This window comes from Lentzea waywayandensis (genome assembly GCF_900115955.1).
Taxonomy (GTDB): domain Bacteria; phylum Actinomycetota; class Actinomycetes; order Mycobacteriales; family Pseudonocardiaceae; genus Lentzea; species Lentzea waywayandensis.
The window spans coordinates 258,678-271,241 of sequence record NZ_FOYL01000006.1 but is presented as its reverse complement, the minus strand read 5'-3'; the positions used below and the strand labels follow the sequence as shown (position 1 = coordinate 271,241).

At 68.4% G+C, this 12,564-nt stretch carries 11 protein-coding genes; 8 read left to right on the top strand and 3 right to left on the bottom strand.

Features of this window, described 5'->3' with window-relative positions:
• The first annotated feature begins 95 nt into the window (after nt 1-95).
• Nucleotides 96-2,708, top strand: a complete 2,613-nt coding sequence (locus tag BM417_RS24500; protein WP_093598755.1) for a glycoside hydrolase family 97 catalytic domain-containing protein — start codon at nt 96-98, stop codon at nt 2,706-2,708.
• Between the two features lie 95 nt (nt 2,709-2,803).
• Nucleotides 2,804-3,418 carry a DedA family protein gene (locus BM417_RS24495; RefSeq protein WP_245822134.1) on the top strand — a complete coding sequence of 205 codons (615 nt, stop codon included), beginning with the start codon at nt 2,804-2,806 and terminating at the stop codon, nt 3,416-3,418.
• Here BM417_RS24495 and BM417_RS24490 read toward each other — a convergent pair.
• Nucleotides 3,378-4,448 carry an FAD-dependent oxidoreductase gene (locus tag BM417_RS24490; protein ID WP_093598749.1) on the bottom strand — a complete coding sequence of 357 codons (1,071 nt, stop codon included), beginning with the start codon at nt 4,446-4,448 and terminating at the stop codon, nt 3,378-3,380. The genes BM417_RS24495 and BM417_RS24490 overlap by 41 nt on opposite strands.
• 94 nt (nt 4,449-4,542) lie before the next feature.
• On the opposite strand from BM417_RS24490, the gene BM417_RS24485 reads away from it, so the two are divergent.
• From BM417_RS24485 to BM417_RS24460, 6 genes are all read left to right on the top strand, one after another.
• A complete protein-coding gene (locus tag BM417_RS24485; RefSeq protein ID WP_245822133.1) occupies nt 4,543-5,277 on the top strand; it encodes a hypothetical protein in 735 nt (244 codons plus the stop codon).
• A 7-nt stretch (nt 5,278-5,284) separates the two neighbouring features.
• A complete protein-coding gene (locus tag BM417_RS24480) occupies nt 5,285-6,313 on the top strand; it encodes an LLM class flavin-dependent oxidoreductase (protein WP_093598746.1) in 1,029 nt (342 codons plus the stop codon).
• Nucleotides 6,314-6,651: 338 nt separating this feature from the next.
• Entirely contained in the window at nt 6,652-7,179 is a 528-nt protein-coding gene (locus BM417_RS24475) for a hypothetical protein (RefSeq protein ID WP_093598743.1), read from the top strand.
• A gap of 21 nt (nt 7,180-7,200) precedes the next feature.
• Nucleotides 7,201-7,668 (top strand): thioredoxin-dependent thiol peroxidase, encoded by a 468-nt coding sequence (bcp, locus tag BM417_RS24470; protein WP_093598740.1) that lies wholly within the window; start codon nt 7,201-7,203, stop codon nt 7,666-7,668.
• Nucleotides 7,669-7,950: 282 nt separating this feature from the next.
• On the top strand, nt 7,951-8,289 hold the full coding sequence (locus BM417_RS24465) for a DMT family transporter (RefSeq protein ID WP_093598737.1): 339 nt from the start codon (nt 7,951-7,953) through the stop codon (nt 8,287-8,289).
• A gap of 10 nt (nt 8,290-8,299) precedes the next feature.
• The gene (locus BM417_RS24460) at nt 8,300-11,167 is read left to right on the top strand and encodes an NACHT domain-containing protein (protein ID WP_093598734.1); all 2,868 of its coding nucleotides are present in this window, start codon (nt 8,300-8,302) and stop codon (nt 11,165-11,167) included.
• Here the strand turns inward: BM417_RS24460 and rdgB are convergent.
• Nucleotides 11,164-11,763, bottom strand: a complete 600-nt coding sequence (gene rdgB, locus BM417_RS24455; protein ID WP_093598731.1) for an RdgB/HAM1 family non-canonical purine NTP pyrophosphatase — start codon at nt 11,761-11,763, stop codon at nt 11,164-11,166. The two genes, BM417_RS24460 and rdgB, sit on opposite strands and share 4 nt — an antisense overlap.
• Nucleotides 11,760-12,524 carry a ribonuclease PH gene (gene rph, locus BM417_RS24450; RefSeq protein WP_093598728.1) on the bottom strand — a complete coding sequence of 255 codons (765 nt, stop codon included), beginning with the start codon at nt 12,522-12,524 and terminating at the stop codon, nt 11,760-11,762. Before rph ends, rdgB begins: the two co-directional genes overlap by 4 nt.
• Nucleotides 12,525-12,564 lie beyond the last annotated feature (40 nt).

Genomic DNA, 12,564 nt, shown 5'->3' with positions numbered 1-12,564 from the left:
CGGAAAGGCCTTACCGGCGAGTTGTGGACCAATGGCCCTCGACCGCGTATACATCGGATCTGTCGCCGCCGCGACCGACGTCTGAGGGGACTGGCATGCGGTTGTCCACCGTGCGATGGCATGTGGCGGGTGCACTCGTCATCGCGCTGACAGCGAGCGTCACAACTCCAACAGCAGCAGCACAAACCGATCCGTGGCCGAAAGCGGTCGTGACGCTCTCGAACGGCGTTCCGACCCTGTCCGTGAGCCGTGGCGGCACCACGGTGCTGGAACCGGGCCCACTGGGCGTGGTGACGGAAAGAGCGGATCTTTCGACTGGCCTACGACTGACCGGGCGGACCGAGCGACGCGTGGTCGAGCACTACACGGCGTCGTCCGGGAAGCAACGACAGCGCACAGCGGTCCACAAAGAAGAGCGGTACTCGTTCACCGGAGCGGCCCGTTTGGATCTTGTCGTGCGGACCGCCGCCGACGGTGTGGCCTATCGGTACGAACTGCCGGCAGGGCTGGGCAACGTGCTGCGCGAGACTTCGGCGTTCCACATTCCCGCTGCCGCCACGGCCTGGATCGCGAAGTACCGGCGCGACTACGAAAACCCGTTCGTGCAGACGAACGCGGCGGCCGCGGAGACCGCCGACTACCTGCATCCGGCACTGTTCGAGACGAACGGTGTGTACGCGCTGCTCACCGAGTCCTCTGTGGACGGAAGGCACTCCGGTGCGCGTCTCGCGCACACGGCCGGTTCCGGTGTCTACTCGGTCAAGTACTGGGACGAGCAGGTCGCGGTGGACGGACCGTGGCAGTCGCCGTGGCGCACCGCTGTCGTCGGTTCGCTGGCGGACGTGTCGGAGTCGACCCTCGTGGACGACCTGGCGCCCCGGTCGAAGGTGCGCGACACGTCGTGGATCAAGCCCGGCAAGGTGTTCTGGAGCTGGCTCGCCGGTGGCCGCGAGGCCGGTCAGAGCCTCGCGATGCAGAAGCAGTACGTGGACTACGCGGCGGCGCACGGCTGGCCGTACGCACTGGTCGACGCGGGCTGGTACTTCGACCCGAACTGGGACTACGACCCGTCGTGGGAGCAGACCTCGTGGATCCCCTCGCTGGTCTCCTACGCCGCCGCACGAGGCGTGAAGATCCATCTCTGGGTGCACTACGACGAACTGGACACGCCCGCGGAGAGCGCGGCCCGGCTGGCGTTGTTCGAACGGTGGGGCATCGCGGGCGTGAAGATCGACTTCATGGACTCCGACGGCCAGGACCGCTACCGCTGGTACGACCGGATTCTCGCCGAGACCGCCGCTCACCGTCTACTCGTGAACTTCCACGGTTCGACGATCCCGCACGGCATTCACCGCACGTGGCCGCACGTAATGACGATGGAGGCCGTGCACGGCGGCGAGAAGTCCTCTGGCCTGACAGGTCAGCACCTGACCGCCTTGCCGTTCACGCGCGGTGTCGTCGGAGGCATGGACTACACGCCGTTGGCTTGGCACCGTCCTTCCCGCACCACGTCGGACGCGCACGAGCTGGCGTTGACCGTGATCTACGAGTCAGGTCTCGCGAACCTCGCCGGGCGTCCGGAGGACTACGCCGCGCGGCCCGTCGCCGAACGCTTCGTCGACCAGGTGCCGACCGCGTGGGACGAGACCCGGCTGCTGTCCGGGCGTCCCGCGGACCACTCGGTGTTCGCGCGGCGGTCCGGCGACCGGTGGTTCATCGGCGGCGGGTACGCCGGTGCGGCGCGAACGGTGTCGGTACCTTTCTCGTTGCCTGCCGGTCGCTGGCTGGTGGAGATCACGCGGGACGGTCCTGCGGGGCTCGTGCGTGAGTCACGGACCGTGCGCGCCGGGGAAGTGCTGACGTTGGACGTGGCTGCCAACGGTGGTTTCGCGGCCATTGCCTGCCGGGCCGGGTCTTCCACGTGTGAACGGCCGGTGTCCGCGGTGCCTTCGACCTCGGTGTCGGCTTCTGCTCGTGGGTTCACGGTGACCGGGCTCTTCACCACTCGCTCGGACGTGCGCGGTGTGACGTTGGCGCCGCGCGTGCCCGCGGGATGGTCGGTGAGCGGAAACCCGGTCACGGCAAGGGTTGTGCGTCCTGGGCAGGCTTTGTCCGGCACCTGGACCGTCGTGCCGCCTTCCTCGCCTTCGGCCTACGGCTACTTCGACATCCCGGTCGTGGCGTCGTTCAACTCGGGGGTGGAGTCGGAGAAGACCGCGCGGGTGCACCTGGTCCGGCCGCTGCCGGACGGCTGGTCGTACGTGTCGGACCGGCCGTGGACGTCGGCTGTCGGCGGTGACGGCCCGGTGGAGAAGGACCTGACGAACGGTGGTGCCGCTGCCGGCGACGGACGCGGCATCGCTCTGCGCCGCGTGACCTATGGCAAGGGGCTCGGCACGCACGCGTCGTCCGAGATCACCTACGCACTGGACGCACGTTGCACCGCCTTCGCCGCTTCGGTCGGCGTCGACGACGAGGCCGGTTTGGACGTGGCCCGCCAGCGCGTCGGCGGCACCGTCGCGTTCCAGGTGCTCGGCGACGGCGTGGTGCTGGCCGGCACGGACGTGCTCGGCGTGCGTTCCCCGGCCCGCGACCTGGCCGTGGACGTGACCGGCGTGAGGACTCTCACCCTGCGGGTTCTGGACGGTGGTGACGGCACGCAGAACGACCACGCTTCCTGGGCGGACGCAAGGATTCGCTGCGTCTAAGGGCTGGTCCCTGAGGTTGGGGTGGGGTTTTCCCCACCCCAACCTTGTGGTTCACCCCAATGTCCCCGGCTCGCCGCGTCCGTAACTTGGACTGCATGAACTTGGTCGACTGGGTCACCGACCTGATGGACACGGCCGGCGCACCCGGAGCGGCTTTGGCGATCGCGCTGGAGAACCTGTTCCCGCCGCTGCCCAGCGAGGTCTTCCTGCCCCTGGCCGGCTTCACCGCGGCCCAGGGCAAGATGTCGCTCCTCGACGCCATCCTCTGGACCACGTTCGGGTCCGTCGCGGGCGCGGTCCTGCTGTACTGGATCGGCGCCGCGCTGGGCCGGGAGCGGGTGCGCCGCATCGCGTCCCGCATGCCGCTGGTCCGGGTGTCCGATGTGGACAGGACAGAGGCCTGGTTCCTGCGCAACGGCTACCGCGCGGTCTTCTTCGGCCGCATGATCCCGGTCTTCCGCAGCCTGATCTCGATCCCGGCCGGCGTCGAACGCATGCGACTGGCACCGTTCCTCGCCTACACCGCCGCGGGCAGCCTGCTGTGGAACACGGCGCTGATCCTCGCGGGCTACCTGCTGGGCGACAACTGGCACCTGGTCGAGCAGTACGTGGGCATCGGCTCGAAGGTCGTCCTGGGCCTCGCCGTGCTGGCCGTGGTGGTCTTCGTGGTCACCCGGCTGTCGAAGAAGCGGGCTGCTTCGCGGCTGTGAGGCCGTCCAGGTGTCCCATCAGCTCACGAACAGCACTGCGGCCGGCCCGGTTCGCCCCGATCGTGCTGGCCGACGGCCCGTACCCCACGAGGTGAATCCGCGGATCGGACACCACGCGGGTGCCGTCCACCTGGATCCCGCCGCCGGAAGCCCGCAGGCGCAACGGGGCGAGGTGGTCCAGATCGTGCCGGAACCCGGTGGCCCACAGGATGACGTCGGCGTCGAAGCGCTCCCCGGAAGCCCACTCGACGCCGGAGGGCGTGACCCGCTCGAACATCGGCCTGCGGTCCAGCACCCCGGACGCGATGGCGGCACGCGTCTGGTCGGTCAGCGCCAGCCCGGTGACGCTGACGACGCTGCGCGGAATCAGGCCGGCCCGCACGCGTTCCTCGACCATGCCGACCACCCAGCGGCCGTAGTCCTCGGTGAACGGGCCTTCCCGCCACACCGGTTCGTGCCGCGTGACCCAGCGGGTCTCCGCCGCGAAGGGAGCGAGTTCCATGAGCAACTGCGTGGCCGAGGCGCCACCACCCACGACCACGACGCGCTTACCGGCGAACTCGGCGGGGCCCACGTAGTCGGCGGTGTGCAGCTGGCGGCCCTGGAACGTCTCCTGGCCCGGGTAGTGCGGCCAGAACGGGCGGCGCCACGTGCCGGTCGCGTTGATCAGGCCGCGCGTGGTCCAGACGCCGTCGGAGGTCTCGACCTTGAGCAGCGCGCCGTCGTTCACCACCTGGGTGACGTTCACCGGACGGACGACGGGCAGGTCGAAGAGCTGTTCGTAGCGGGCGAAGTAGGACGGGATGGCCTCGTTCGCGCGTTCGTCGGGTGCGGGCTGCTCGAACGGCATACCAGGGAGTTCGTGGATGCCGTGCACGGTCCGCATGCGCAGGCTCGGCCACCGGTGCAGCCAGGCACCGCCGGGCGAGTCGTTCGCGTCCAGCACCACGTGCTCGACACCGCGCCGCTGCAAGAAGTACGAGGCGGACAGGCCCGCCTGTCCCGCGCCGATCACCACCACATCCGTCACATCTCGGTCAACGGAAGGAGGTCGCCGGTCCTTCTCACCTGTGAGCTACAAAACATCGCGCAAAAGGTGCGGGCGGCCGCTAGCTTCCGGCAGCGTGCACCTACTTCTGACGATGGCGTTGCTCGCGGCACCCGTTCCCACCACGACGGCCTCCTACGCGGTCTACGACCGGATCACGCACACGTTGACCGGCCGGGACGTGCACAAGCCGATCAGATCCGCCTCACTGGTGAAGATCCTGATCGCGATCGAACAGCTGGAGACGCGCGGCGACGACCCGCGCATCGAGCCCATGCTGCGCGTCAGCGACGACAACGCGGCGAGCGAACTGTGGGTGGAGAACGGCTGGGACCAGTTGGTCGTGCGCACGGCCGAGCGGTTGAAGCTCAAGGACACGCGGCCGCCGGAGAAGCGCGGCATGTGGGGTTACACGGCCGTGAGCGCCTATGACGTCGTGAAGATCTACCGGTACCTGCTGGAAGACGCGAAGCCGAAGGTGCGGCGGACGATCATGGGGCACCTGCAGCGAGCCGAGAAGTGCGCGTCGGACGGGTTCGACCAGTCGTTCGGGCTGCCGTCCGCCACGTGGAGGCCCGCGTTCAAGCAGGGCTGGTCGGGGTTCGGCGACCCGGCGAAGCCGTGCGTCGACAGGCCGCGCCCGCGCATCCAGTGGGAGCTGGACACGAAGTCGCCGGCCCTGCACACGTCCGGAACGTGCCTGTTCAGCATCGTCGTGGTGCTGACGCTGCACCCCGAGGGCACCACCTACGAAAAGGCGGCGAAACGAGTTACCCAGCTCACGGAAGAAGTGACCAAGCATCGGTGTTGATCGATGCATGAGCCGTCTGAGTGAGATCCCGCTGTCCGTACTCGACCTCGCGCCCATCACGTCGGGGTCGGACGCGACGACCGCGCTGCGGAACTCGCGGGAACTCGCTCAGCAGGCCGAACGTCTCGGCTACCGGCGTTACTGGTTCGCCGAGCACCACAACATGCCCGGCATCGCCTCGTCCGCACCGGCCGTGCTCATCGGGCACATCGCGGACGCCACGTCGACGATCCGCGTCGGTTCCGGCGGCGTCATGCTGCCCAACCACGCGCCGCTCGTGGTCGCCGAGCAGTTCGGCATGCTCGAGGCGCTGCACCCCGGCCGCATCGACCTCGGCATCGGCCGCGCGCCCGGCACCGACCAGAAGACGGCGCGGGCGCTGCGCCGCACCGAGGCCGGTCTCTCCGCGGAGAACTTCCCGCAGGAGCTGACCGAGCTGATCAAGTACTTCGAGGGCACCGCGGACCTCAACGCCGTGCCCGCCGCGGGCAACAAGCCGCCGATCTGGCTGCTCGGCTCGTCGGGCTACAGCGCGCAGGCCGCGGGTCTGCTCGGTCTGCCGTTCGCGTTCGCCCACCACTTCAGCGCGCAGAACACGCTGCCGGCGCTCGAGCTGTACCGGCGGCACTTCCGTCCGTCCGAGGTCCTCCAGGAGCCCTACGCGATGGTGTGCGCCTCGGTGATCGTCGCCGACACCGACGAGCACGCCCGGTACATCGCGGGCCCGGGAGCGCTCTCGTTCGTGCGGCTGCGGCAGGGCAGCCCGGCGCCGCTGGCCACGCCGCAGGAGGCGGCGGACTACCCGTACACCGAGATCGACGAGCTGGTGATCGAGGACCGCATGTCCAGCCAGATCATCGGGTCCCCCTCGACGGTCCGTTCGGGGCTCGACGAGTTGATGGAGTCGACGGCGGCCGACGAGCTCATGGTGACGACCATCGTGCACGGGCACGAAGACCGCCTGCGTTCGTTCGAACTCCTCAGCGAGGTGGCCGAACGGACGCCATCGCTGGGCCGTTCAGCCGCACATACGTGAGTCGGTCAGGCGTGACCTTCACGTTTCGTACGACTGGCACTGGTCTGAACGGGTGATAAACGGCTCCGCTTGTAGCGCGGGGCACACAGTGGGCGATGATCGGTATGAGCGCGCACGCCCCCCGACGCGCTCCCTAGCATCACCAGCGACCTCGGTCGCATCGGACGGCGTGGGGCCGGCGCACTGTGTGGCGCCGCCCACGCCGCCCATCACGAGTCGGCCACGGCCTGGCACCAGGTCCGCTTCTTCAGGCCACTTTCGTTCTCACTGCCCCTTCGGCACCGTCACAGTTGACGTGAGTCGCTCACACCCACCGCCGGGGTGGGAAAGGGGAGTTCGTGAAGTTCGCCAAATCGGCCGCGGGCCTGTGCCTGTTGCTGGCCGTGGCGGGATGTGCGGGCCCCAGTGTCGCCGTCACTCCCAACGAGAACCTGACAGTCGAGCAGCGAGCCGAGACGCCCAGCGCGTCCGGTGCCGCCGCGTTCGGCACACAACGCGTGTGGGCCTCCGGTCTGTCCGTCGTCGTGTCCGCTCCCCGCTCTCTCGCGCCGTCCGCGACGGCGATCCCCCCGGCCAAGCGCACGGCGGTCTTCACGATCACCGTCTACAACGGCTCCAAGTCGCCCTACCGCTCCTCTCAGCTGGCCGTACGCGCACTGGCTGACGGCCAGCCCGCCGCCGAGCTCGTCGACTCCGTACAGGGCCTCAACGGCCTCGCCGCCGCCGTCGCCGAGCTCCAGCCAGGCCGTGACACGCAGCTCCAGCTGGCGTTCGCGGTACCGGAGTCGGCCGTGCGGATGGAGCTGACGATCCAGCCGGGCGGACAGGGCCAGGACGCGCCCACCGTCTTCGAGGGCCAGGCGTAGGCCCCCGAATAGGCTCAGGGCATGACCAGTCGTCTCGAACCTGGTGACACGGCGCCCGCGTTCACGCTGCCCGACAGCGAGGGCAAGCCGGTGTCCCTGTCCGACTACCTCGGCAAGTCCGTGGTCGTGTACTTCTACCCGGCCGCGAGCACGCCGGGCTGCACCAAGCAGGCCTGCGACTTCCGCGACAACCTCGGAGTCCTCGCCGACTCCGGCTACGAGGTCGTCGGCATCTCGCCGGACAAGCAGGAGAAGCTCGCGAAGTTCCGCGACGCCGAAGGCCTGACCTTCCCGCTGCTAGGCGACCCGGACAAGAAGGTCCTCACCGAATGGGGCGCCTTCGGCGAAAAGCAGAACTACGGCAAAACCGTCCAGGGCGTGATCCGCTCGACGTTCCTCGTCGGCCCCGACGGCAAGATCGTCAAGGCCATGTACAACGTCCGCGCCACCGGCCACGTGGCCAAGCTCCTGCGCGAACTCCCCGCCTGACCTTTCACCACGATGAGGCCGCCGTCGCTTTGGTTGCGACGGCGGCCCTTTTTTCAGGTATGTTGGGCCCGAGGGCGCGCAACAAAGCCGCCCCTGTTCCGGTGAGGGTGATACACCGTGTGTCGTTTGACGGCACCTAACGGCCCCGACATCCCGTCTGATTTCATCTTGCGAGTCCACTTCCCCACGCGCGGCGGCTGACCAGGCTTTTTCGCCTACCGTCACCCGTTCTCTTCAACACGCACGCCTAGCGCTGCGTGCATTTCGTGCTGGGAAAATTCAATGCTCAAGTGGATCCTGCTGGCCCTCGCCGTAGGCGCGGAGGTTTTCGCGACCCTCTGCCTCAAATACTCCGACGGCTTCACAAAACCCTGGCCGGTGGCCGGCCTGGCAACCGGCTTCCTGACGGCCCTCTACCTCGAATCGCTAGTGATCAGAATGGGCGTGCCCGTCGCCATCACCTATGCCATCTGGGCAGGCGCAGGCATAGCCCTGGTAGCCATCACGAGCCGAGTCCTGTTCGCGGACCCTTTGAACCTGGCCATGCTCGCCGGCATGGCATTGATCGCCGCGGGCGTGTGCGTCGTGTCGGTGGCCTCCCACGCCCAGGCGGCCGTCTAATCTCGTTTGGGTGGGCTTAGAAATCGCTGCCGCCAGACTCGGCCAGACCATCGCGACCCAGGCCGCCAAGTCGTGGCTGACGGGCCGCAACAAGGAGAAGGCCCGAACCTCCTCCCTGACTGACCTGGCGGCAGCAGAGCTGGCGAAGCCCATCCAACGAGCCAAGCTCGACAACCTGGTGCAAAGCATCAGCAACACCATCGCAGAGCAACTCGAACCGGTCCTGCAACGCTGCCCCGAAGACGAGATCGAGCCCTCACTCGCCGCCGTCGAGGTAGCCCTGCAGTCCATCGATCTCTCCGATGAGGCTCTCCTGGCCGACGACGCAGACCCCGAGGTCCTGGCCCAGCGCATCCGCCGCGAACTGCCGCGCCAAGACCTCGGCCGGTTCTACGACATCGCCCTTGACCAGTCCTGCCGCTACCTCGTACAGGTCATCAGGCACCTGCCGTCGTTCCAACCGCGTGCCCTGGCCGAGGTGCTCTCACGCGCCACGGTCCAGACGGCGCTGCTGGACGAGGTCCTGGCCCGCCTCCCGCGCACCTCGCTCTACGCACCGCATGGCACGGACAACGACGACGAGTTCCGAGACGAGTACCTGCGCTACATCGGCGCGAACCTGGACCATCTGGAACTCCTCGGCCTGTCCATGAAGGACCGCCCACGCCTCGCGCTGAGCGTCGCCTACCTGAGCCTCACCGTGTCGGGCAGAAAACGGCAGCAGGGCACCTGGTTCAGCGAACCCGACCAGCGCGTGCATTCAGGAGTGCGCGTCGAGTCGGCACTCGTCGACCGGACCTATGTGCGCGGCGAAGCCGGATCCGGCAAGACGACGCTGCTGGACTGGCTCGCAGTCACGGCCGCCCGCAGCGGGTTCACCGGCCACCTGCAGGACTGGAACGGGCTGGTGCCGTTTCCGATCCGCCTGCGCGCGTACGCCGACGATCCCCTGCCCACCAGGCCGGAGGAGTTCGTCACGGGATGGCTCACGGGCATCATGCCGACCGGCTGGGTCCACCGCGTTCTGCAGTCAGGCAAAGGACTTCTGCTCGTGGATGGCGTCGACGAGGTCCGGCCGGACAAGCGGCAGAAGGTTCGGGAGTGGTTGCGCGAACTGCTGCAGGCCTTTCCCTCCGCCCAGGTCGTGGTGACGGCGCGCCCGGCCGCCACGGACGAGAAGTGGTTGGCGGAGCTGAACTTCTCCTCCGTCGAGCTGGAGCAGATGAGCCCCAGCGATGTGAAGGCGTTCCTCCAGCGATGGCACGAGGCAGCCGGGGCACCTGAGGAGGCGCACCGGCGGCTCGTCGTCCAGCTCGAAAGCCGGCAACACCTGCAGGGCCTGGCTTCCTCACCGCTGCTGTGCGCGATGTTGTGCGCGCTGAACCTCGGCAGGGTCTCGGAACTCCCGCACAGCCGCATGGAGCTGTACGCAGCAGCTCTCACGATGCTGCTGGACCTGCGCGACGCGGAACGCGGGATCGCCCGCATCCTGACCACCTCGGACAAGACCGTGCTGCTGCGGGACCTGGCGTGGCGGCTGACCCTGGGCGGACTGTCACAACTGCCGACGGACAAGATGCGCGAACACGTGACGCGCAAGGTCCGCTCGATGCCCAACGTCGACGAGGACCCCGGCGTGATCGTCGCGCACCTGCTGGAACGCAGCGGCGTCATCCGCGAACCCGTCCCCGGCCGGGTCGACTTCGTGCACCGGACCTTCCAGGAGTACCTGGCGGGAGAAGAGGCGATGCAGGACGGCCAGGTCGAGACCCTGGTCGCCCACGCCCATCAGGACTCCTGGACGCAGACCATCGTGCTCGCCTGCGGACACGGTCAGCGCACCCAGGTGACGGAACTGCTGACCGACGTGCTCGCCAGGGCCGACCGCGAACCGCGCAACGCCCGCAGGCTCCGGCTGCTCGCCGCGGCGTGCCTGGAAACCGTGCGGGACGTCGATGCCGGCGTGTGCGACCGGATCGACGCGATCATCCGGGATCGACTGGTCCCGCCGCGCAGTGCCAGAGAGACCATGTCGCTGGCGACGATCGGCCACCGCGTGCTCCGCTACCTTCCGGCCTCGCTCGACGAACTCTCCGAGGCGGTGGCCGCCGCGACGGTGCGCAGTGCCGCGCTGGTCGGGTCACCGGAAGCGATGGCCAAGCTCACCGGATACGCGCACGATCCGCGGGAACTCGTGCAGGAAGCGCTGATGGAGGCCTGGCCCAGCTTCGACCTCCAGCGGTACGCAGAAGAGGTCCTCGCTGATGCACCGCTCGACGACGGAATCGCCAAGGTCGACTCGGTCCGTCTCTTCCCTCACCTGTTCCGGCTCCGGAACCTGACGGGCGTGGACGTCTGGTTGTCGCGCGACGAGGCCCAGCCGGACCTCCGCGGCATCGCGGAACTACCTCCGCTGAGGTTCCTCTACTCGTGGACGAGAGGGGAGATCGACCTCAGCGAACTCGCGGCGACCGCACCGCGGATGATCTACCTGTCCGGTGCTCGGCGCTACACGAACATCGCGTTTCCGCAGGAGCTGTTCACCCTCGGGCTGAACCAGATGGAACCCTGGCACGACATCGAGTTCCTGCGAGGCAAGTCCGTGGTGGTGCTGCACCTCAGCGAGGTGGCTCCCGGTTGTGACCTGAGTCCGCTCACCGACGTGACGGGACTGCAGGAGGTCCACACGCGCAGCTGGCGCGAGCTGGAGATCTTCGCGGAGCTGCCGGAGCTGAAGAGACTCGTACTCGGCGGTGACGATCAGATCGACGTCCGGCCGTTGCGCGATCTTTCGCTGAAGCTGCAGCTGCAACGCCAGCAGTCCTACGTCGGGGTCGAGGAACTCGGCCCCGACGTGAAGATCAGCTGGACCTACTAGCCGAGCTTGCGCAGGTACGGGACCAGGAGCTTGAGGGCGCGGCCCCGGTGGGACTCCGCGTCCTTCTCCTCCGCCGTCATCTCGGCCGAGGTGACCTCATACCCCTCAGGCACGAAGATCGGGTCGTACCCGAACCCGTTGGTACCGCGACGAGCCCGCAGCAACGTGCCACGCCACTCCCCACGAACGACAACCTCTTCACCGCCAGGCACAACAAGAGCCACCACCGACACGAACGCCGCACCACGGCGCTCGTCCGGCACGTCGCCGAGCTGACCCAGCAGCAGGTCCAGGTTGGCGGCGTCATCCCCATGACGCCCAGACCAGCGAGCAGACAACACGCCAGGCATGCCGTTCAACTCATCCACGGCGAGCCCGGAGTCGTCCGCCACGGACACAAGACCGGTGGCCAAAGCGGCGTCACGGGCCTTGGCCAGCGCGTTGCCCTCGAAGTCCGGCGCGGTCTCGGGAGCCTCCGGGAACGAAGGCACGTCCGACAGCGACAGCACCTCGATGCCGTCGAGCGACTCCGAGACGACGATGCGCTGGAGTTCGCGGAGCTTCTTCGCGTTGCGGGAAGCCAGCAAGAGCTTCATCGCTTGCTCGCCTTGGGCTCCGGCAGGATGCCGGGGTAGGGCTGGGCCAGGGCGGCGGCCTGGAGGCGGTTGAGCTCGGCGCAGCCCTGGAGGGCGATGTCGAGCATGCGGTCCAAAGTGGAGCGGGCGAACGTCGCGCCCTCGCCGGTGCCCTGGACCTCGATCAGGGTGCCCGCGTCGGTGGCGACGACGTTCATGTCGACCTCCGCGCGCGAGTCCTCCTCGTACGGCAGGTCCAAGCGGACCCGGCCGTCCACGACACCCACGGAGATGGCGGACACCGCGCACGACAGAGGTGACGGGTCGGCCAGGCGGCCGGCCGCGCCCAGGTACGTCACCGCGTCGGCCAGCGCGACGTAGGCGCCGGTGATCGCGGCGGTACGGGTGCCGCCGTCGGCCTGGATTACGTCGCAGTCGATGACGATGGTGTTCTCGCCGAGGGCGGCGAGGTCGATGCAGGCCCGCAGGGAGCGGCCGATCAGGCGCGAGATCTCGTGCGTTCGGCCGCCGATGCGGCCCTTCACGGACTCGCGGTCGCTGCGGCTGTGCGTGGCCGAGGGGAGCATCGCGTACTCGGCGGTCACCCAGCCGAGGCCGGAGCCCTGGCGCCACCGGGGGACACCTTCGGTGACACTCGCGGCGCACAGCACGCGGGTGTTCCCGAACTCGATCAGGACCGAGCCCGCGGGCCAGGTCTGATATCCACGCGTGATCCGGATGTCACGCAACACGTCGTCGTTTCGGCCGTCGGTTCGCACCACGGCGCCTACCCTAATGAACCCTGCGGAGCGCCATGGCGTA